16 protein-coding genes are annotated in these 22,097 nt (G+C 59.1%); all 16 read right to left on the bottom strand.

The window, feature by feature from the left end:
* Positions 1–50 precede the first annotated feature (50 nt).
* The 16 genes from HMPREF2765_RS03380 to gap all read right to left on the bottom strand — a co-directional run bounded on the left by HMPREF2765_RS03380 (position 51) and on the right by gap (position 21,757).
* Positions 51–2,681 carry a TerD family protein gene (locus tag HMPREF2765_RS03380; RefSeq protein WP_070604264.1) on the bottom strand — a complete coding sequence of 877 codons (2,631 nt, stop codon included), beginning with the start codon at positions 2,679–2,681 and terminating at the stop codon, positions 51–53.
* 523 nt (positions 2,682–3,204) lie between these two features.
* Positions 3,205–6,153 (bottom strand): endonuclease, encoded by a 2,949-nt coding sequence (locus tag HMPREF2765_RS03375; RefSeq protein WP_070604263.1) that lies wholly within the window; start codon positions 6,151–6,153, stop codon positions 3,205–3,207.
* Between the two features lie 78 nt (positions 6,154–6,231).
* Positions 6,232–8,982: a DUF6493 family protein gene (locus tag HMPREF2765_RS03370; protein WP_070604262.1), complete on the bottom strand. Its 2,751-nt coding sequence runs from the start codon at positions 8,980–8,982 to the stop codon at positions 6,232–6,234.
* A 173-nt stretch (positions 8,983–9,155) separates the two neighbouring features.
* Positions 9,156–10,565 carry an SWIM zinc finger family protein gene (locus HMPREF2765_RS03365; protein ID WP_070604261.1) on the bottom strand — a complete coding sequence of 470 codons (1,410 nt, stop codon included), beginning with the start codon at positions 10,563–10,565 and terminating at the stop codon, positions 9,156–9,158.
* Positions 10,566–10,752: 187 nt separating this feature from the next.
* On the bottom strand, positions 10,753–11,010 hold the full coding sequence (secG, locus tag HMPREF2765_RS03360) for a preprotein translocase subunit SecG (RefSeq protein ID WP_070604260.1): 258 nt from the start codon (positions 11,008–11,010) through the stop codon (positions 10,753–10,755).
* A gap of 108 nt (positions 11,011–11,118) precedes the next feature.
* Positions 11,119–11,583 carry a hypothetical protein gene (locus tag HMPREF2765_RS03355; protein ID WP_049334136.1) on the bottom strand — a complete coding sequence of 155 codons (465 nt, stop codon included), beginning with the start codon at positions 11,581–11,583 and terminating at the stop codon, positions 11,119–11,121.
* Between the two features lie 279 nt (positions 11,584–11,862).
* On the bottom strand, positions 11,863–12,639 hold the full coding sequence (tpiA, locus tag HMPREF2765_RS03350) for a triose-phosphate isomerase (RefSeq protein ID WP_070604259.1): 777 nt from the start codon (positions 12,637–12,639) through the stop codon (positions 11,863–11,865).
* Positions 12,640–12,896: 257 nt separating this feature from the next.
* Positions 12,897–13,748 (bottom strand): DUF6318 family protein, encoded by an 852-nt coding sequence (locus HMPREF2765_RS03345; RefSeq protein WP_070604258.1) that lies wholly within the window; start codon positions 13,746–13,748, stop codon positions 12,897–12,899.
* 11 nt (positions 13,749–13,759) lie between these two features.
* The gene (locus tag HMPREF2765_RS03340) at positions 13,760–14,350 is read right to left on the bottom strand and encodes a DUF6318 family protein (protein ID WP_070604257.1); all 591 of its coding nucleotides are present in this window, start codon (positions 14,348–14,350) and stop codon (positions 13,760–13,762) included.
* Positions 14,351–14,580: 230 nt separating this feature from the next.
* Complete coding sequence (locus HMPREF2765_RS03335; protein ID WP_141749078.1) at positions 14,581–15,414, bottom strand: DUF6318 family protein; 834 nt, start codon at positions 15,412–15,414, stop codon at positions 14,581–14,583.
* Between the two features lie 10 nt (positions 15,415–15,424).
* On the bottom strand, positions 15,425–16,030 hold the full coding sequence (locus HMPREF2765_RS03330) for a DUF6318 family protein (protein WP_070604256.1): 606 nt from the start codon (positions 16,028–16,030) through the stop codon (positions 15,425–15,427).
* 358 nt (positions 16,031–16,388) lie between these two features.
* Positions 16,389–17,264 (bottom strand): DUF6318 family protein, encoded by an 876-nt coding sequence (locus HMPREF2765_RS03325; RefSeq protein WP_141749077.1) that lies wholly within the window; start codon positions 17,262–17,264, stop codon positions 16,389–16,391.
* A complete protein-coding gene (locus HMPREF2765_RS03320) occupies positions 17,261–17,848 on the bottom strand; it encodes a DUF6318 family protein (protein ID WP_246824916.1) in 588 nt (195 codons plus the stop codon). Before HMPREF2765_RS03320 ends, HMPREF2765_RS03325 begins: the two co-directional genes overlap by 4 nt.
* A gap of 83 nt (positions 17,849–17,931) precedes the next feature.
* A complete protein-coding gene (locus HMPREF2765_RS03315; RefSeq protein WP_070604253.1) occupies positions 17,932–18,852 on the bottom strand; it encodes a DUF6318 family protein in 921 nt (306 codons plus the stop codon).
* 335 nt (positions 18,853–19,187) lie between these two features.
* Positions 19,188–20,411, bottom strand: coding sequence for a phosphoglycerate kinase (gene pgk / locus HMPREF2765_RS03310; RefSeq protein WP_070604252.1), 1,224 nt, complete (start codon positions 20,409–20,411; stop codon positions 19,188–19,190).
* 341 nt (positions 20,412–20,752) lie between these two features.
* On the bottom strand, positions 20,753–21,757 hold the full coding sequence (gap, locus tag HMPREF2765_RS03305) for a type I glyceraldehyde-3-phosphate dehydrogenase (protein ID WP_070604251.1): 1,005 nt from the start codon (positions 21,755–21,757) through the stop codon (positions 20,753–20,755).
* Positions 21,758–22,097 lie beyond the last annotated feature (340 nt).

The raw sequence follows: 22,097 nt of genomic DNA, 5'->3' as shown, positions 1-22,097 counted from the left end.
GCCCCGGATAGTTTCGACTATCCGGGGCTCCACTCTTTTGCTACGCCTACCTACTGTTCAGCAGCGGCAGGATTCTGTGGATCCTGTTCCTGGGCCTCCTCCGCTTCGTTCTCAAAGCCCACGTACAGTGCCGCCAGCGACGGAATCGTCGCCTCCAGCACCTCCTGCGCCTCCTCTGCGGTCGGGGCGAGCTTCGCGCCGGTCAGCTGCAGGTACTCGCGCACCGTCATGGGCTGCGCCCAGTCAAAGTGCTCACGCACGGCGGTGATGTTCGCGCCAGACTGCAACACGTTAATACCGTGGGCAAGACCGATATCCGTCACCTTCACGATAGCGTCAGTCTCATCAGGAATGTCGTACGGGTCGCGGTTCTGCAGGTCCACGATGAACGGCAGCACGCCGCGGCTCTCAGCGCGCAAGGTGAACTTGGTGTGCACCTGGCTCACCTCGTGCACCTCGCCCACACCCACGGCGGGAACCACCATGAAGCCCGCCTGCAAGTCGTTCACCGCGGCCAGGGTGTGTGCCTCCCCGAAACCGGAGTACAGCTGCACCACCGGCACGAGGTAGCACACCTCCGCCTTGAGCGCCTTGCGAGCCTCAATATCGATGTACTCCCAGGCACCGCCGGTACCGTCCGTAATGTCGCCGGAGTGGTGCGCGTAAATTGCGCCCTGGCTGTTTTTCACGGTCTGCGACCAGTAGCTGATCTTGTCCATGTAGTTGCCTTCGGCGTCGAACATCATCAGCGACAGGTCAATGTCCACGCCCTCATCCCAGAAGCAGAAGAGGCGAATCACGCCGGTGGGCGGCAGGTGCACCGTGGAGGTGTTGTAGCGGCCCATACCGTCCAGGGAGGGGCGGGCGCTGCGGGTGTTCAGCGGCATGATCGTATCACCCACCTGCTCGGGCAGGTAGATGCTGGTCTCGGCAAGACGGCCGGACAGGCCAATCTCGACCAGGCGCTCCAGCAGGTCCAGCACCGCCGGACTGTACTCGCGCGCCGGAATCATGGTGGCGATACCGGTCTTGGATAGGTTCATGCGCTGCGGGGCGGCAGGCTGAGCCTTCTGAGCGGAAGCCGAGGCACGCTGGGTGTTTCGCGGGCTCTCGGGGACAGAGGTGTGCGGGTTAGATAGGCCGGCGTTACGGTCAAAGAACGAGCCCAGCGGGTTCGGGATGCCCGCGTTCTGCATGATGTTCTGAACCCTGGCGACGCCCTCCGGGTTGCGGCGCGCGTAGTCAGCGAGCTCCCGGTCCTCCTGCACCGCCACAGGGTTGGCGGGGCGTTCCTTCGGCGGATTCGCGAGCGCGTTACGCTGCAGGGTCACCAGGTTGCGAATCTGCACCAGGATGGGCGCGGACACACGCGGCGCCACGGCGGCAAACGCATCAAAGATGACCTGCTGGCCGGGGCTCGGTGCGGTTTCGATGCCGTAGCGCGGCACCTCAAACGCAGTCAGGGCGCGCACCAGCTGGCGCGCGAACACGCCCGGGCGCGTGGAGAGCAGACGTGCCACGTTCTGCGCATCCCGGGTTGCGTAGGCGCGGTCCACCAGCGATTCGAAGCTGTACACCTCGCCGCGGTACAGGTCATCAGCCCAGCGGCTCAGCGCGGTCAGCGAGGGGTAGTCGCCGGGGTGAATCGCCTTGACGAGGCGCTTGTACATCTCTGCATTGGGCGCGCTGTCGTAGCGGGCGCCGACCGGGTCAGCCTCCAGTACCCGGTTGAGCAGGTGCGCGATGCGGGTGCGTTCGTTACGGCGCAGCTTCAGGCGCGGCGCGATGCTCAGGCTCAGGTCGCCCACCGTGCCGTTGAAACGCAGACGCGAGTAGGCGGCGGCGAGGGCGAGCACCTCCTTCATGGTGCGCAGGTGCTCAGCGTCTTCGGGGTGCAGGCAGGCGGCGATGAACACGCGGTTTTCGCGGCTGGTGTTCTCCGGTCGGGCAGCCGGCAGCGCGTCATGCTGGGCGAGGAAACGGCGCAGCGCCACAAGGTCGCGCTGGTCGGTCTGGTTGTACGCCTGCTGCTGACCGAGCAGCTGCTGGTAGAGGGCACCCGCCATAATCAGGGCGTTCTGCACACCGCTGACCATCTGCAGGGGTCGGCGGTTGCGTTCCATGCTGGTGAAGTTGGAGCGGCTCATCGGCTGCTGCCACTCGTAGGGCACGTAGTTCTCGGGCAGGCCGCCAAGGATGCGCTCGGTGCCGTCCGGGTTGTAGTACGGGTTGGAGAGGTAGTGCATGATCTGCTCGGTGTAGCGCTGCTCGTCGGTGAGCGTCAGGGCGCGCAGATCAAAGTCGCGACGGAACACGCGGCCGGGGCGGTACCCGTATTCGTAGGACCAGATGGTCGCGAACAGGGCAAATTCGTTGGCGCTGGCGTTCAGCGCCTGGGCGAGAGACTCGGGGCTGAGGGTCAGACCGCAATTGCTCAGGACGGACACTCGCCCCAGGTCGGTGTCGAATGCGCCGGAGTGGTGCAGGTCGTTAATGCTCGAGTAGTTCGAGCGGTAGTAGGGGCCGTCCAGGTCGGTGAAGACGTACACGCCGTAGCGGCGCATCAGGATGAGGCGCACGAGGGGGCTGAGGCCCTCGGGCGCTTCGCCGTGAAGGTAGGCGGATTCGTTGAGGTAGGGTGATTCCTGCAGGTAGGGGGATGCGTCGTAGGGAGTGGTCACGGGTCGTCCTTTCCGTTGGTCTCACCCGGCTGTCACCGTCGGTGGTGTGTCTATGTTCTTATCGTAGCGGCGTGGGCGCGGGTTGTCGCGGGGTTTGGTCATCGGTGACCTGCGGGGTAAATATTCGCGGGGAGCAGCCGACCGTTACGTATCGCGGAGCCGGGGCGGCGCTTATCCGCCGCGTGCTTGTCCATCAGCCGCTTATCTGTTAGCCGCTTATCTGTTAGCCGCTTATCTGTTAGCCGCGTGGGAACGGGGGTTAAAAGAAAAATGGCGGGAAGCGAAGAATCCGACAAATATAAGAAAAAGATATTTCAGAAAGTAGGACTCTTCATGATCCGCCATTACCTATAGGGTACTCGCGCCCCGCGACGGCGGTCAAGCTGTTTCGTCACGGGGCGGTGAGTGGGGTTGGGCGCACGAGGTTTCGTGTACGAGGTTGGGTACACAGGGTTGCGCGCGTAGGGGTGCAGATACGGCGGCGCAGTTACAGGCTGCTCCCCTGTGACTCCCCTACCTTGAGCTACCCTTCAGCGCCTGCCGGTGAGGTGCCTTCACCCGAGCTGTCCCCGCTCAAGGTTTCTCCACCCAGTAGCGCGAGCGCGGCCTCGCGGGCGGCAAGCGCCTCCTCCGTCACGCGCGGGGTCACCGCAGCCAGGGCGCGCAGTGCCTTCGCCAGCACCGTGGAGCCCTTCATTTTTGGCTCCAGCTCGGCGGGAATCTCAACCGGCGTGCCGTACAGTTCGGCAAGCTCCACCGCCAGGCGCACATAGTCGCCGCCCTTCGTCAGCCCACCAACCATCGGCAGCAGCAGGCGCAGAACCTGCAGCACACGCCAACCCGCCAGCGGACTAATAGCCGACACCTCACGCAGGGTCGCCACCAGGCGGTTCGGAAGGACCATCCCGTCCTCCAGAGCCCACTTCAGGGTCTCAGCGAAGGTGGATGCATCCAGCAGGCCCGCCTCAAAGAGCGCCGCAATGGCTTCTGCCGCCGCCAGACGGTACTCGGGGTTCTTCGCGCTCGCCACGTAACCGAGCAGAGTGCAGGTCGGGGCGCCCACCTGCACGGTGGACTCCCTCAGCGCGCGCATGAGCACGGGGACGGGGGTTACGGTCTTCTCCTCAACGCACTGCGAAGCGGCAAACAGGAAGTATGCCGAGAGCAGGTCCGGGTTGTTCTGAAGCAGCCAGGACGCCCACTCGGTGAGCGCCGGGAGGAAGTCACCCAGCCAGCTGTCAACTCTGTCGAGATTCAGCAGATACACGAAGGGAATAAATGCGGTGTTAAGAGCCTCGTAGGCGATGGCCTCCTCGGGGCTCATGCCAGCGGTTGCACGGCTCAGCGCTTCGCGAGCCTCATCCACGGTATCCGCGATGTCGCCCTTGACCTGCCACATGGGCTGGTACTTCACGAATTCCTCGGCGTCGAAGTTTTCGAAGCCTGCCTCGCGGAGACGACCCGACCTGCTGGCCTCCTGGTATTCCCAGACTCGATCATTGTCGAGACCGCGGTTGAAGCCGCTCCAGGGCATATCCATGCCAGAAACAGTGCGATAAGTCCAGTCACTGTAGGTCAGCTGGCGGGCGGGTAGTGGTGCGCTCAGCAGGCGCACCGTACGACCATCCGTGTGGTACTCTCCCCCGGCAGCAACGGCACGCATCTGCTCGCGGAAAATCTCATAGAGGTCACGGTAACCCTTCAACGGCTTGTAGTCAGCATTCCAGAGATGGTGTTTATTCTGAATAGTCAGACGTATCATCTCTTCCTTGCTCAGGAGCGCGTTACTCGGGCAGGCTCGTGCAACCATCTCACTACGGTCGGAATACTGCAGGAGCGGCGTCAGCTCGGGTAGCTCCCAGGACTTGCATCCCGCGGCCTCGGCGTTAGCCTCCAACACGGCGCACAGCGCAGGCATGTACGCGACGTTGTTGTAGTAATATTCGCTGGCAATCTTACGCAGGGTACGAAGCTGCTGCTGATCCACCGGTGCAAGCTTGCCGGTCGCGGCGTAGCGGTAAAGGCGCGCCAGGTTCTCTCCCCGGGTGCTGGGAGATTCGTCCCCGGTCATTCGACCGGAGTTTGTGTTCGACTCCTCCGTAATGAGGGTGCAGAACTCGTCCAGATCCGCAATGGGGGTGAACGACTCATGGCGCGGGGTACCGGACAACAGCACCGGCGGTACCTCTACGGAGGCGCCCGCCGCCTCCGCCTCTTCCGCCATGGGTAGGCGGTCTTCGGGCAGGCAGGCTTCCGCGGCACCGCGCAGTTCCAGGGGTAGCACCTCGTAGGCTTCGAGGACGCGGTCAGCAACATAGTTGGCGAGCGCCAGCTGCTCGGTGGTTTGCGCCTTCTTACGCTTGGCTTTGCTCACGCCGGCGTACTGGGTGGCGATGAGCTTAAGCAGGCGCAGGGCGCCGCGCTGAATCTTCTTTTCGGTGCGGTAGAGGTTCGCGCCGAGTGCGTCGATGAGCTGTTCCAGGTCGACCTGTTCGAGGGGCTGCAAGTCGGGGGTCTTCTGCAGGGCGGCGGGTGCGCAGGCTTTGAGGACGTTCTGCAGCATGGTCTGCGCGAACCCGACGGAGGCGCTGGGCTCCGCAGTGAGAACAGCCATGAGCTGCCCGAATCGTGCCCGATTTTCTGCGTCGGTGGGTTGCAGGTCCGTGTAGACGGAGTGGAACGCAGCCGAGTTGAAGGCACTGAAATCGCTGGTCAGGCCGCGTAGCAGGGCGTCCAGAATCTCGTCACGAATATCGAAGTATTCGCCCATGAGACGGCAGAGTTCCGCGCTTTCACCCATGTAGTTGCCGTAGCCCTTGAAGAGCACCCCTTCGGTGCGGAAGACCGCCCAGAATTCCTGGTCGAGCAGGGTCATGTCACGGGTGAAGAAGGTTTTGAGCTGGGCGTGATTACTGGCGCTGCCCTTCTTCACGCAGGGCAGGGCCTCGTGCAGGAAAAGAACCAGGTATTCAGGGGCATCGCAGCTCAGGTTGCGGGCGCGAAGCAGCATGTAGCAGGTTTCCCAAATTTTCTTCGAGCGCGCCCAAGAGTTCGGCAGGCCCTCAATAAAACGCAGAATCCACTCATCAGGGCGTTCGGTGGCGCCGAGCAGGAACGCGTCAATCAGCTGCTGATCCGGGCGCCCCTCCCAGAGCAGGGTGCGCATGGCGCGACCAGCGGAACGGTGGTATTCCCACGGGTCACCGTCGGGGGTGCGCACGAGCGCCCCGGCAACGTAGGCGGCAAGCGGGGTGCGGTTAATGTGGTCGCTACCGATCACGCTCCTGGGGGTGAGGGTTCGGGCGAGGGAGGCGCGCTCCTCCTCGGTGGCGCCGGTGATGACGGCATGGTATTCCTGCACGTCAGTTGATTCTGCCGCCATAAGGGCTTTGAGGGCGGCACGGCGCTCTTCGAGGGTGCGCTCACCGGCGCTGCGCTCGTTAGGGTTATGCGGCTGGGCGGTATCAGTCATCGGTACCTGCTTTCAGAGTTGATGGTGAATGGTTGCAAAGAGTTGAATGGAGGGTTTGAACGGGTGCGGGCGGGGCGGTTAGCTCTGCACCTGGTTGAGGATATTCCGGGCGTACCGCGCCTTCTGCGAAGAACCGGTCAGCGTACCCAACCAGGCACGCAGCGGCTCATCCACGAGCTCCACACGGGTGGCGGAGTCGAGAGTCGCCAACGCCTGACTGAAGGCGCCCAGCAGCTTACCGAGCGAGTTCGCCCCGGTATCCAGATGCGGTATGAGGCGCGCGAAGAAGCGCACCGCCGCCCGCGCATCCAGCTGGGCGAAGTCGGTCAGGGCGAGAGCCCAACGGTTCAGCATCGCCAGCGGCACAAAGTTCACGAACCCTGCCGTGGCATCCTCAAGGCTGAGCTGATCGTCCAGCACGCGGTGCATGATTTCCACGGCGAGGGAACGAATTTCGACGCGCTGCTCCGAGAAGCCCGCGGCAAACACGAACGCGCAGGCGGGACCCCACGCGCCGGGGTGTGCCTCCAACGCCAAATACAGGCTCCGGTCGAAGGCGCTGTGATCCAAGACGTACCAGTTGCTGCTAGCGCAGTAGAAAGCCAGCGGCTCTGCCCGTGAGGGGTAGAGCAGGGCGTACTGTCCTTCTTCGTCGTGGTGGGCGGTGGCGAGGCCGCGGAAAGCGTTCAGCTCCGGGGTGGAAGCACCGTGCATCACCCCGTTCAGTTGAAGGCCCCAGCTCTTTTCCCGCTGGGCTACCGTGATGGATTCCAGGTAGGGGTTGACGCGCCCGGTGGCGAGAGTGCCGTCGAGGGCGGAGCGGAGCACACGAACCTGGGTAGGGGCAGAGCGCGGAGCATCCTGATCGGCGTTCTTCACGTATTGCTCTTCGAGGCTTTCAAGCAGGGTCAGCGCCTCAGCGCGACGGCTCTGTGCGTCCTGTCGCTGCTCATCGGTAGCGTACGGAGGCAACACCTCCGGCACACGCACACGCAACAGCGCCGCCGTGAAATCCGGGCGCAGGATGGGGGCTCCATCAGCCAGGTTCTTGACGTACCGGCGCACCAGGGTATCCGGATGCACCCACCCACCGAACAGTTCAGGGGTGGCGAGCGGCGTGTAGCTCTGCCTGCTCTTCAACACGCCGAGGGCATCCTTGAAGCCGGTGCTGAAGAACGCGGCGTGACGGGAGTACATGTAGTGCAGGTTCGGCACGGTACCGGGGTCTTCCCTCTGGGTCATCTCCGATGCCTGCTCGCGCTCACGCAGCTTCCCGGCGGCGGCAAGAACCGTCAAATGCACGCGCATGTCGAACCAATCCAGGCCCCAGTGGTTCAGCTTTTTCAGGCAGAGGGGAACAAGCTGTTCGAGCAGGTTCGGGCTCTGCGCGGTGCCGTCGGTACTGAGCAGGTAGGCGGTGAGCAGTTCCAGCTCCAGCTCGCATCCGGCGTGCGTTTCGGGCTGGTCTGCTTCGTTGAGCGTATCGGGGGTGGCGCAGGGCGCGACCTGGTGGTGCAGGAGCGCACGGGCGCGTTCTTGCACGTCAGATGCGGTAACGGGGCGCACGGGGGTGTCCCAGTACCGGTGGATGACGGCTCGGGAGGCGGCGGCCTCAATGCCTGCAGGTTCAGTGAGGGCGCTTTCCGCACCGCTCCCCTGTCCATTCTCCGGGTCGCGCGTCTCTTCTAGCAGCGGCGAGCCGTTCTCCTGAATCTGCGCCACGACAAGCGGATCCAGCTGGGATCGGTAGTCGCGGTAGAGTTCGCGGGCGCGCTCGGCAAACACGATAGTCTCAGCGCTCGCATCGTCTGCGGCGCCCGCCTTCACCCATTCTTCGAGGTGTGTGAGGGCGGCGGCTTGAACCTGCGCGTGGGTGTGGCTGAGCGCCATGACCACCGCGTCTTCGCAGGCGGCAGCGTCGAGGGTGCCCGCCCGGTAAAGCGCCTGGAGCATGCTCAGGGTTTTGAGTGCGTTTGCCTTGGTTCCGGCGCATACGGCGGGTGCCGCGTAGGCGAAGGCGGCGGCATCCAGCGCCTGCGGGTTTTTGCTCCAGAGGCGGTGAATATGCTGCACGCCGAGGGTTACGCTCGGACCGATGGGTGAGGAGAAAAGCGTCAGAAATTCGCTCTGACGTGCCTCGATTTCTTCGGCGGTGAGTTTGAGCCCGGTGACCAGGCGTGAGAACCAGCCGACCCGGTACGCCGGAAAGTCGCTCATGAGGGAGCTCAGGAGCGCATCAATCAGGCGGTCACGGCTAATCAGCCCGGTTTCGGTGGCTTCGATGAGGGCGCAGGACCAGCCGGGGTTGTTGACCTTCTGCCCGGGCTTGTAAGAGTCTCGCTGGGTGAGGGATACGTCCCGGTTACCTTCGACGGCGAGCATGCCCCAGATGAGCTCTTCGCGGAGCTGTTCGTCCTCGCGCAGCAGCGGGAGGATCAGCTCGCGGTCGCAGTTAATGAGGGCGGTGTAGTATTCCTCGTTGTGTTCGAGGCGCGCCCCGCCGTAGAGCTCAGCTAGGCGCATCGCAACACCTCCGGTGAACCAGCCGAACTCTGCGTAGGCTTTAACGCGGTCCTGGGTGACGGTTCCGGGCGTGTTTTTACCGAGCTGGGAGCCGTATGGGGTGGTGGTGATGTCGAAGTACTGCCAGCGGCGGTAAATCTGTTCGAAGGTACCGCCGACCGCCAGGATGTTGGCGAGGTTGCGGTTGAAATGCATGATGTCGCTCCAGGTTTTTTGTTGCCTGGTGAGCGGGTAAATGACTTCGCCGGGGAGCGGCTCGGTGATGACCCCTTCGGGGAAGGTATGCGTTTCGGGGCGTTTGCTCATGGTGGTCTTTCGGGAGGAAGCTGAGGGGAACTCTCGCGGCTGGTATTTTGCGGTAGAGATTCCTGGGCAGAAATTCAGCGGCTACAATTTTCGCCGCGAGAGTTCCGTACGGTGCGTGTTTTTTCGGTGTTATTCGCTCGGTTTTCACTCGGTGTTACCGCCGAATGTTTACCCTAGCCGACGGCGTGTTCGCGGTAGAGAATACTGACCGCCAGCGCGTGCTTGCAGGGGCCGCGCGTACCGCGGTACTTCAACCACCAGGGGCAGGAGCAGAGGTACCCCTCCACGGCGTACGGGTCGGCGGGCAGCACCACGGTGTACGTGTTCGCGCCGCTGCGCACACTGTACTCACCGGTGCCGTGCTCCCCCGCCCCGACCCGCTCAATAGCGCTGGAGTCGGCAAGCTTCTTCGCACCAACCAGGCGCGGGTGCATGGCGGTCAGCGCATCCGGATGCACGGGCAGCGGGCGGTGGAAATACTCGCCGGCGTGCGCGTCAAAACCAACCTGGCCGGAGGAAGCCAGCAGGGCAAGGGCGTCGCGGGTTGTCGCCTCATCCAGGCCGGCTCGGGCAGACATGACGGGCACGTCAATGCGCGGCTCGAAGGAAAGCAGCACGCTGAGCATGTCAGCGTTCTGGGCGGTGTTCGGGTTAGACAGCGCCTGCAGCACGGATCCCTCACCGGAGAACCCGCGTGATTTTTCGGGGCTCAAACCGATGCTCAGGCGTGCGCCGGGCAGGTGCGCCACCCATACGCTGGGCACGGGCGCGTTACCGGCGGTCACGGGCTCGCTGTACGCGTCCAGGCGCTGAATGTGGCGGATGAGCGGCTCAAGCACGCGCAGACGTTCGGGGCCTGCCACGCATACGGATCCGGCGGTGGCGCGGGTGGCAAGCCGCAGGGAACGCACCGCACGGGTCGCCCACAGGACCGCCTTGGTGCTGGAGTTACGCGGCAGGGAGTGGATAAAGGTTCGGGCGGCGGCAGCGTCCAGGCTGTGCACGGGGCTCATGCGGGATGAGAGCATCTGCGTTTCTGCAAAGCCCTTGAGCCAGCGGATGGGCAGCGGCACTTTTTCTTCCATGACGGAGCCGTCAAGGGTGGTGGTAAGCAGCCCGTCGTCGCCAACGTTCAGGTGGATGGGCTCCCCCGCCCGCAGGGAGGCGAGCGCGGCGCGCAGAGGCGGGTTGACGTCTACATTGGTGACGCCTACGGCGCTGTGGCTGGCGTCGAGCGCGCTGGAGTCAACGTCGAGGCGCGCGTACACTCCGCAGCAGGCGCTGAAGGATTCGAAGCGTAGGCCTTCGGCGGTGCTGGTGACGACGGGGTCTGCGGCGCGTAGGGCTCCGGCGAGGGAGCTGGGCGGCACGTAGAAGCGGGTGCGGGCGACCCTGGCGACGACCAGTAGTGCAGTGGCGTAGACGTCTGCTCGTTCAAGGAACCCGGAGAAGAAGTACGGGTGGGAGGCGGCACCTTCGGGGGTGCTGCCGCCGCTGGTGGCGAGGCTGAGCGCGCGGGAGTCGGCGCCGTCGATGAGGGCTGACGGGGCGGTGTACGTGTAGTCGAGGGTGTAGGCGCTCATGGCTTCTTTGCCTTTCGTATGTGGTGTATACGTCCTATCATGCCGTAAAGATTCGCGCCCCGCTACCGCTTTCGTCATTGCCGTTTGGTGCATAAAAAATCCCCGGCATTCTCGGTTGAGAAGTGCCGGGGAGAAGCTCTATTGGCTCACCCTCGGTGGGGTGGGCGTGGGCTCTGATGAGAGGCGACTAGACGACGATCTGGCCGTTGAAGCGCATTGCCAGGCCGTACAGGACCACTGCGATAACCCAGATGACGATTACGGTCACGGTCAGGCGAATCAGGTTCTTCGACGCCATACCGGAGGAGTTCAGGGAGTTGGTCATACCGCCACCGAACATGTCGGAGAGGCCGCCGCCCTGACCGCGGTTGAGCAGCACGAGCAGCACTGCAATCACGCTGGTGATGGCAATAATGACCATGAGTACGTTCATGATGACGTCCATGGGGACCTTCCTGTAGTCATTCTTCGGGCGGGGTCTGCGGCTTTCGCGTTGCAGACAGACGGTTTAACTATACGCTACCGTCGCCGTTCGGTCACGTTGATTAGGTTTTTAGGCGGCGCGGTTAGTGCGGCGCTGGTACTCGCTGGGGGTCAACTGCAGGGCCGCGGGCCGGTCGGTGAGCACGCGCTGGGCGGTGAGCTCATCGCCCTCAGTGTCGTAGGCGCGCACGTACCCGCCGTCAATGAGGTAGTAGGTGAACTGTTGCGCGGCCGCCCAGTAGGCGCCTCCTCCGGCGTAGAAGCCCTGGTCAACCCAGTCGCGCAGGGTGAGGGTCACGGGGATTTCGGGCGAGGAGGTGCGGCTGTAGAGCCGGTCGAGGAACTCGTCGCGTCGGCTTTCGAAGTACTGGTATTCGGGCGAGGGCTCCCTGTACTCTTCGCCGCCCGCGTAGCCGAGGTTGCCGCCGTCATTGCCGGGTAGGCGCGGGGCGCTGACCCTGCGGTTGCGGATGTAGAGGAAGAGCATCGTGCCGATGAGGCCTGCGATAATGAGGGAGAATCCGAAGCTGAACATGCCGTTAAGTGTACGGGGTGAACCGTGCGGCGGGCACGTTCCGGGCGGGTTTTGCGGCGAGGGGCGAACGGGTCCCGGCGTATCGCCCACCGGCCGCGCATCGCCGGTTAGCGGGACTCCCCTTAGCCCAACTCCCCAGCCACTTTGCTGCCGAAGCTCACGGACTTACGGAGGTGCACCCGTGAAGAAGTGTGGTTAAGTTAAAAGGCGCGGCGCCCGGTCGGGTGGGTACCCGGCCGAGCGCCGTAACACTATGAAACGCCGTGATGCGTCGAAGCTTTATGCGTCGAAGCGTGCGATTGCTGCAAACTCTTCAGCCTGCAGGGATGCGCCGCCGACGAGCACACCGTCCACGTCTTCCTTACCCATGATGGAGGGCGCGGAGGAGGACTTGACGGAGCCGCCGTAGAGAACGCGGACCTTCTCTGCAACGTCTGCGGAGTAGAGCTTAGCGATTTCCGCGCGGATAGCTGCGGACATCTCCTGAGCGTCGTCTGCGGTTGCGACCTTGCCGGTGCCGATGGCCCAGACGGGCTCGTAGGCGACGACCAGGGTCTCTGCCTGCTCTGCGGTCAGACCAGCGATGGAGCCGCGCAGCTGCTCGAGGGTGTACTCGACGTGGGTGCCTGCCTCGCGGACCTCGAGGGGCTCACCGACGCAGAGGACGGGGGTCAGGCCGTGCTTGTAGGCTGCCTGGACCTTTGCTGCGCACAGCTCGTCGCTTTCGTGGTGGTAGGTGCGGCGCTCGGAGTGGCCGACGAGCACGAAGGTTGCGCCGAGCTTGGAGAGGAATGCGCCGGAGATTTCGCCGGTGTATGCGCCGGAGTCGTGGACGGAGAGGTCCTGGCCACCGTAGAGGATGTCCAGCTTGTCGCCCTCGACGAGGGTCTGCACGGAGCGGATGTCGGTGAAGGGCGGGAAGACGGCAACTTCGGTTGCGGAGAAGTCAAAGTTTGCGTCGTCGAGGGTCCATGCGAGCTTCTGGACGAGGGTGACTGCCTCTGCGTGGTTGAGGTTCATCTTCCAGTTGCCTGCGATGAGGGGCTTACGCGACATAGTTCGCTCCTTAGCTGTCCCGCGCGGTATGCCGTGCGGGGTTGTTGTTCGGAATTTTCCTTTCCCATTTTAGAGGGTTGGCGGCATATTTTCACTGGTTCGGCGCGGTTTTATGCTTCACGTTGACTATTCTCACCCCGCACTCATCGGTTTCTTTTAGCCCTCGCCGTTTTACGGGTTCTGGAGCCGTTTAAGCGAGCGCAGGGAAGCCTTATAGCAGCTTCCCTGCGGATGCGTGCCCTCGTTCTTGTCTCAGGCTATAGATTGCCAAAGCCCTTCGGGTAGATCGGTTCGTAGGTGTTACGGTTGCTGTAGCCGTCGCGGTCCACCACAATCACCCACTGCCCGCGCAGATGCTCCACAGCCAGCGAGAAACGCCCCAGGTACCTCAAATATTTGTGGATATCCTGCTTCTCACCCGTCTCAGTCACGTAAAACGCCAGGTCCGTAGCCTTAGTCGTGTACAGGGTGCTCACCAAAATATTTCGGCTCGTATTTTTAGCCTTTTCACCCGCAACAAGATCGTCAACAACGTTGGCGCTCAGCACATTCTTGTCAGCCGAAATAACCCACCCGCGCTTCTCCCTGTACAGGCGAAGAATATCGGGGTGTAGCACCTTTTCGGGGTCCGTGACCTTAGAAAGAGGCTCCGTGTCGCCCGTGTGGTAGAAGTAGTTCATCGACGCAAAGAAGTACGCCAAGAATGCGTACAAGCCGGCGCGGTCGTAGTTATCCATTCCGGGCTGCTGAATAGGGTATGGCACGTTCTGCGCCGCCTGCGCCTCGGTAGCAGGAATGAAGCGGCCCTTACGCTCAAACGCCGTGTAGACGAGCGGCCCGGAGGAAGGGCCCAAGGTACGGAGCTCATCGTACTTCTCCGTGGGTTCCAGGCTCACTAACTCCTGGTCCCGCTTCTTATCGGCTTGGGAATCCGAGCTCATCGTATTGAGCAGGTTGACACCCCAGCCAAAAGCCACCGCGACGAGGGCGGCACCGGCGAATACGCCAGCCCGTATAAACTTGGCGCGAGAAAGCATAGACCTCATGAGCGCTCGTTGCTCGTTGTATCCGGGTCCGCCGTATCCGGGTCCACCAAAGTTATTCGTCATGTTGCCCTCCCCTAGCTCAAACTATTTTCTGGGATGAATTGGACGGGCCTCCACTCATTCGTGAATTGTGTGCGTAGAGTCCCGTGTATCGCGCCGTCACGAATCAGGCCGCGCGTATCAAAATCGGTGATGGGATACACCTGATTAGTGTCCTTGCGGTACACCTGAACTTCGGGAAGAATATCGAACCGCACATTCCATTCCACAATTTTTAGCGTCTCGTCAATGAGGCGCGGTTGCCCTTCCAGCAGGTTCATGGTCAGAATCTGAGGGTTGGGCGTGATGGCCCAGCCTTTACCCTCTTCGTAGAGGTCCTGAATGGCGGGGAAGAACATTTCCTCGCTGATATTGTCGATCTTCAGAATTGCAGGTTCCGAGGCGAGAATCATGTAGTTTTGGCAGGCATAGTAGTAGCCCAGGTAGGGGCGCAGGTTCCTCGCCGCATAGTGCCTCGGCCTGTACCTCACCCCCGGCGCCGGCGCCGAGTAGGCGGGGTGGTCCCGGTTTGCGGGCGTGTAGGGCCCGATCACGCCATCGGCAACGTACGGGTATGTTCCGGTGTAGTCTTTTTCGTCAAAGAGCGCTTGAGCGTCTACTGTCATTCTTTCCCTCCTTGGATTCCATATTTATGAGCCATCAAGTTCGCGAGCTGCCGAGGTGGTCCTGGACTGCTCGGGCGGCTGGGTTCAGCACCTGGGCGTCTTCGCTCGTCCCCTACTTCGTTCGCCGAAGAGGTACTCGCACCCCGCTCCTCGCCGGAACGGTACCGAAATACCGTCCCGACAGGAACCTTAATGTTAATACTCTACGGCCCAGCCAGGTCCCGGCAGCATTATTGAGTCGGCTCGCGAGTCTCTATGGGCTCAAACCCCGGCGGATACATAGGGGTATATTTACCTATTTCATACTTAACAAAGACCCAACGGCCGCGCAGGTGTTCTACGTGGAAATATGAGACATCCGAAAAAGGTATATTGATGGGGATTTTCTCTCCAGTATCCCGAATATAAAACACCTTATCTTTTGCTCCACGAAAATCTAAGTCGACTACAAAGATATTGCGCTTTGTATCTTTTTCAGAATCATATGTAAGTAATCTTTGCCTGACACTCGCACCGAGGATATCCTCTTTCGAAGATATAACCCACCCGCGCTTTTCTTGATAGAGACGAAGAAGCTCGGGATTCAGCATATCTTCCGGCTTTACAATCCGAGAGAGTGGTTCTGTGTCTCCCGTATGATAAAAATAGTTCACCGCAGAACAAAAGTAAGCTATAAATATGTACAGACCACCCCTGTTGTAAGCATCAATTCCGGGTTGCATAACGGGGTATGGAACGTTTTGAGCTGCTTGTTTTTCAGTTGCGGGGATAAATCGCCCCTTACGCTCGTACGCCGTATATACAAGGGGGCCATAAGAGGGACCTAAAGAAAGGAGGGCATCGTATTTTTCCGCAGGTTCGAAGCGGATAAATGCTTGATCTCGTTCCTCCTGATTTTTCTTCTTTCGTTTCTCGGTCCTCGTTTCGTCCGAATCAAACAGACCAACGCTCTGTCCAACAATCACCCCGGCAGCGCCCACGCTAAGCGTGGCTACTGCGCGGCGGGATATAAGAGGTGCTCTGCCTGCAGAATTCTCGGTTGTCTGCTCATCGTGGTTACTCATGGTCGTCTCCCTAGTTCTTAGTGTTTTCCGGGATAAATCGATGTTCGTCCTGCTCGTGCTTGCTACTCGCTGGGCGGGAACGGAATGTACCGTAAATTGCTCCGTCTCGGATAATCCCACGCGTATCAAAATCAGCGATGGGATAAAGCTGTCCGGTATCTTTTCGATACACTTTGGCTTCCGGAATAATATCGAACCGAACCTTCCACTCCGTGATTCTTTCTTCCTGATTAATCATGCGCGGCTGAGGTTCAAGAAAATACATATTCAGAATCTGCTGGTTTGGGGTAATAACCCACCCTTTACCTTCCTCAAAAAGGTCCTGGATAGCCGGAAAGAACATATCCTGAATTACCGCCTCTTCTTTCAAGAAACGTGTTTCCGATGAAAGAAGTAAATAATTCTGACAGGAATAGTAGTATCTATACTGCTGCCATAGTTCCGCAGAGGTATAACGGTCAGTGACGAAGAGAAACCCACGATTTGGAGCGGGTGGCGAATAAGCGGGGTGATCGCGATTAGCCGGGGTGTATAGCCCGGTGACACAGTTAGCGACATAGGGACATTGTCCCGAGTAGTCTTCACCGTCAAAGAATTCTCTGTCATGCCTAGCCATTCTTTCCCTCCTGGCTTCTACCTAAGACCAGCTGCTGTATTCCTGGGCAGCTGGACTGGATATACTCCTTTGCATATCCACGATGTAATTTTTAAAGGTTTACCCGCCCTGCGCTTAGCAACGCTGACGCCGCCAGCTATGGGAGCCTCTACGTTTCCAGTCTATTGGAAGCCATCCACACCGGCCTCAAGACGGCCCTCCAAACCACAGAATCCACAGGATATAGTCAGGTGTGCACTCAGCGATGAGAAATCCCGCTGGAGCGGTACCGAAGTACCGCTCCGGCTGGGGTCTCTATCCAGCCCCACGCACTTGGGCTACCCTTAGATGGATTGTTCGGCGACTCCCACCCATCGATTTAGTATCTTATTTTATGAAAACCGGGAGGATATAGAGGCATCAAATCCTTTCCATTATTAATCAAAACCCATCGCCCTTTTAAATTTTCTACATACAAACCGGGACGAGTTTCTTCCACCGGCTTATAATTTTCAAGATTAAACCTTTCACCTGTCTCAGGAACAAAGAAATACGGCGTCTTAGACTTGTAAGCATCCGTAATACTGAATTCAAAAATATTTCGCTTGGTGGACTTGAATTCCACATTCGGATAGAAACTGCCTCTACTTATTGAGAGATTTTCATATACGTCACCATCAGCAACAAGCCATCCGCGTTTTTCTTGATAAAGTCGGAGAATTCCAGGTTCAATAACGTCTTCTGGCTTCACAATTTTAGAAAGAGGCTCAGTATCCCCAGCGGCGTAAAAGTAATTCAGAGACGCATAATAGTAAGCGATAAAAACGTATAACCCAGACCTAGTGTACTTATTCATACCCGGGTGTAATACCGGGTAGGGAACATTCTGCGCCGCGCGCTTTTCCGTTGCAGGAACATACCGCCCATTACGCTCATACGCCGTGTAGATGAGCGATTCACTAGTTTTTCCGAGCTCCTCCTGATAGTCGTATTGCTGCTTCGGCTCCATGTCTATATATCTCTGGTGCCGCAAACGTCTACGCGCTTCCAGCTGCTCATCGTACGACCCCAGCACACCGGCACGATACCCGGCAGAAACAAGCAACCCAGCACCCAGAACGCCTACGCCCACTCTGCCTAAAAAGACACGGCGACTAACGGGACGACCTTTCCAAGGTTCAGGCTGATAATTGGACCGGGAATATGGGTCGGAATACGAGGTAGGATACGGGTTAGGACCGCTGTTGATACTCATGATGTCTTCTCCTCTGACGCATTGTTGGTACCTTCTGGGATAAAACTGATTATTGGATTTTCTCCTTTTGTACTCACCGTTTTCATCGTGCCGTGTATTGATCCGTCACGAAGCAGGCCACGCGTATCAAATTCAGCGATGGGATGCATCTCTCCGGTGTCTTTTCGATACACTTTTGCCTCGGGGTGAATATCAAATCGAACCTTCCACTCAGTCACCTCTTGCCCCGAATTCGTGATGCGCGGTCGACCCTCGAGAACGTGCAGGCTGAGAATCCTAGTATCAGGTGTAATTACCCACCCTTTACCCTCTTCAAAGAGATCTAGGATAGCTGGGAAAAAGATCTCGTCCTCACTCCACGGGTCTTTTAAACCCCGTATATCAGACGCTAAAAGCACGTAATTCTGGCAGGAGTAATAATAGATGTAATTAAAAAGCTCCCGCACAAAGCTAGTTACTGAATCATATAAGTAAGCGTAATCTGGGATAGGTGCAGAATATGCTGGATGATTCTGATCAGCTGGAATATACTCGCCGGTTAAACGAGTGGTTGCTAACGAATACTCGCCAGAGAAATCATCCATGTATATAAATTCCTTAGGCAATTTTTTGCTGTCTATCATTGTCTTCTTCCTTACACTCATCTTTGGATGTTTAGAACCAAATCTTAGGATTCACCGGTACGAGGAACATCTACGGGGTACATCGGTGTCCAGTCCTCGTCCTTCTTCAACAGGGTCCACATGCCGTTCAGATGCTCAGCTTCCATCCACTCTCCATCGTCGTACGATGATTCTCGCCCCAGAGGACTCCGATATTTGTAAAGAGATAATTTTTCGCCGATGCTCGGAATATAGAAATACCCTCTATAGGATTCTTTAGATACCCCTATCAAGCACGACATGATGTGTCGGCCATTCCGCTCCGACATTGATAGACGATCCGAACTACCCGTTGGGAAATAAATCCACGCCTTACACACGTCCTCTTTCGATATAACCCATCCGCGGTTCTCTCGGTACAGGCGAAGAATTGTTTCAGGAAGGACAGCCTCCGGTTCAACAACCTTCGACAGGGGCTCGGTATATCCCGTGTAATAGAAGTAGTTGAGTGCCGCAGAAAAATACCCCATGAAGGTCAGAAAACCCTGAAGATTATATTCGTACATCTCCGGTTGAGGTACAGGGTACGGTACATTCTGTGCAGGATGCTCCTCAGTCGCGGGCACAAACTCACCGCGGCTTTCGTAGGCGGTATACGTAAGAGGAACATCTTTATACAGATAAGACTTATCGATTACCCCCACGAATTCTTGATCCGGTTCAAGAGCCGCCAAAGCCCGATCTTTTTGAGCCTGCCGTTCTTTCTCCTCAGCTTCCTGCTTCTTTTTACGGTCCTCTTCAAGCTCCTCCGGAGTCTTAATCAGGCCCGTGCACCGGCTAACAACCGCAGCCGTCAGAACACCTACGCCGGCATATCCCAGGGTTCGTCGGGAAAAGCGCTTCTTCTCAGGGTTTTGTTCAGGGGTTTGCGCAGGGTTCTGCTCCGGAGTCTGACTGACTGAATTGCCATCGTTGTTCGTGGTCATTAGTGTTCCTCCACGGCTTTCGTAAAATACCGCGATGTATTTTCTGGAGTTGCAGTCCTCCACCGGGTGCAACAGACGTGTCCTACGAACGGCGGGGAACCCTACATTCCTAGTCTATTAGAGTCGGTTCCACACGCCTCCGATACAAGCCGCAAACCCAGGGAATCCACAGCAAATAGCCAGGAAACAGCCCCGCATCCTGCCCACATAAGATGGACCGGGCATGAGTGGGCACGCAGAAACCCCCGCCGGAACGGTACCGAAATACCGCCCCGACAGAGGTCTCACGCTAAAACTCTGCGCTCAAATCACGCAGTCAGGCTAGGCCACCCGGATTAGGCGCCCAGTGCCTCCAGACCAGGCAGGGTCTTACCCTCGATGTACTCGAGGGAAGCGCCGCCACCGGTGGAGATGTGGCCGAACTGCTCGTCCTTGAAGCCCAGGTTACGGACTGCAGATGCGGAGTCGCCACCACCAATGATGGAGAACGCATCAGACTCGACGATAGCCTCGGCCACCGCGCGGGTACCCTCAGCGAACGGAGCGATCTCGAACACACCCACGGGGCCGTTCCAGAAGATGGTCTTTGCGCCCTTAATCTTCTCAGCGAAAATCTCGCGGGTCTTGGGGCCGATGTCCAGGCCCTCAGCCTCTGCGCCGAGCTTGCCGCCGGTCAGGTCCTCAATGGGGCGAATCTCGGTGTTAGCGTCTGCGGAGAAGTCGTCAGCCCAGACCACGTCCACAGCGGTAATGATCTCGGTGCCCTTCTCGGGGGCTTCCTTCAGGTAGCGCAGAACGTTCTCAACCTGGTCCTTCTCGAGCAGGGACTTGCCCACCTCGTAGCCGTGTGCGTAGGCGAAGGTGTAACCCATGCCGCCACCAATCAGGATGGTGTCAGCCTTACCAATCAGGTTGTCAATCACGGCGAGCTTATCGGACACCTTAGCGCCGCCCATGACCACCACGAAGGGACGCTCAGGGTCATTCAGGGTCTTAGCCAGAACGTCAACTTCCTTCTTCACCAGGTCACCCAGGTATGCGGGCAGACGCTTAGCAACGTCGTACACGGAAGCGTGCTTGCGGTGAACCGCACCGAAGGCGTCGTTCACGTATGCACCGTTCTCGCCGGTCAGTGCAACCAGCTCGTCAGCGAATTCGCCGCGCTCTGCGTCATCCTTGGAGGTCTCGCGAGCGTCGTAGCGGACGTTCTCGAGAACCAGGACCTCGCCGTCGGCCAGGCCTGCGGCCTTAGCCTTGGCGTCCTCGCCGACCAGGTCGGTGGCGACCTTCACGGGCACGGAGGCGAGCTCGGCCAGGCGTGCTGCCGCCGGTGCGATGGAGTACTGGGGGTCGACCTTGCCCTTGGGGCGGCCCAGGTGTGCGGTGACGATGACGCGTGCGCCAGCCTTGGCGAGCTTCTCAATCACGGGCAGGGATGCGCGGACGCGGCCGTCGTCGGTGACGACGCCGTCCTTCAGGGGTACGTTCAGGTCGGAGCGAACGAGGACGTGGCGGCCTGCGACGCCTTCTTCGAGCAGTTCGGACAGTGCCTTAGCCATGGGATTTCCTCCTGGTTAGGTGGGTTTATATACCGTTTCAATCATACCGAAGAATAGGGGTTTTGACAGCCTAAAAAATAAGCTTTTATAAGGTGTTTCTCCGCAGAATACCGCGGATTTTCACCCTTTCTATCCTCTACTCCCTTACGGTATTTCTGACTCAAAATGAGCGATAGAAAATAGTATGTTTATACATCGTTAAGGGTTTTATTCAAGACCCCTGCAAAAGAGCCTTGGTACAGCAAACCCCGACTCCCCCGCGTAAAGCGGTGGTGCCGGGGTTCACTATATGCGTTAGTCACGCTCTATGACGCTTAGCTATGCGTCGAAGCCCAGAAGGCTTAGAGGGAAGCCACAACCTTGTTGGTGAACATCACGAGGCGGGAAACGTAGCCGTACTCGTTGTCGTACCAAGCGATAACCTTCACCTGATCGCCGATGACCTTGGTCAGCGGTGCGTCGAAGACGGTGGAGATGGACTCACCCTCGATGTCCTTGGAGACGATGGGGTCCTCGTTGTACTTGATGATGCCCTTCATGGGGCCCTCAGCTGCTGCCTTGACTGCTGCGTTGACTTCCTCAACGGTGACCTCGCGCTCAGCGGTGAAGGTCAGGTCGGTGATGGAGCCGGTGATGGTGGGAACGCGGACTGCGAAGCCGTCCAGCTTACCCTTCAGCTCGGGCAGAACCAGGCCAACAGCTGCTGCTGCACCGGTGGAGGTGGGGACCATGTTCACAGCTGCTGCGCGTGCACGGCGCAGGTCGCGGTGGGGAGCATCCTGCAGACGCTGGTCAGCGGTGTATGCGTGGATGGTGGTCATCAGACCCTGCTTGATGCCGAATGCGTCGTTCAGAACCTTAGCCATCGGAGCGAGGCAGTTGGTGGTGCAGGATGCGTTGGAGACGATGTGGTGGTTAGCTGCATCGTACTGGTCGTCGTTCACGCCCATGACGAAGGTGCCGTCGATGTTCTTACCGGGAGCGGAGAGGATAACCTTCTTAGCGCCAGCCTCGATGTGTGCCTTTGCCTTGGTACCGTCGGTGAAGAAACCGGTGGACTCGAGGACTACGTCAACGCCCAGGTCCTTCCAGGGGAGGTTCTGGGGGTCACGCTCAGCGAGGATCTTGATTTCCTTGCCGTCAACAACCAGCGCGCCTTCCTTGACCTCGACCTCTGCGCCGAAGCGACCCATAATGGAGTCGTACTTGAGCAGGTGTGCCAGGGTCTCAACATCGGTGAGGTCGTTGATTGCGACGATCTCGAAGCCGACGCCCTCGGTCTGAGCTGCGCGGAAGAAGGTGCGGCCGATGCGGCCGAAGCCGTTGATTGCTACGCGTACAGTCACTGGAGTATCTCCTTGTCAGTGCGTTGGTGGCGGTGTACAAATCCGATGCCTTGTGGGCTCTGGTTTAGTCGGATTCGTCCGTGCTCTATGTTGCCCGGTGCGTTCCGCCGTTGTTGGTAATAATCCTACCCTAGTTTATGTGTGTTTTGGTGTGTTCTATCGAGAAATTTTTGTGAGTTATGCCATAAAAACCGGCAAAAACCCGTTGTTTTCTGTTGTTTTGCGTTGTGTTCACCCTTAGAAAATGTTGCGATACGGTCACGGCAACATAAACACACATGAAACGCACATTTGCTAAAAACCGCGCCATATCAAGGCAAAATCTGAGGGTAAAAAATAC

It is taken from the genome of Rothia sp. HMSC062H08 (assembly GCF_001810775.1).
Taxonomy (GTDB): domain Bacteria; phylum Actinomycetota; class Actinomycetes; order Actinomycetales; family Micrococcaceae; genus Rothia.
Note: the sequence above shows the minus strand (reverse complement) of the source record. Positions and strands in the feature narration are given on the sequence as shown.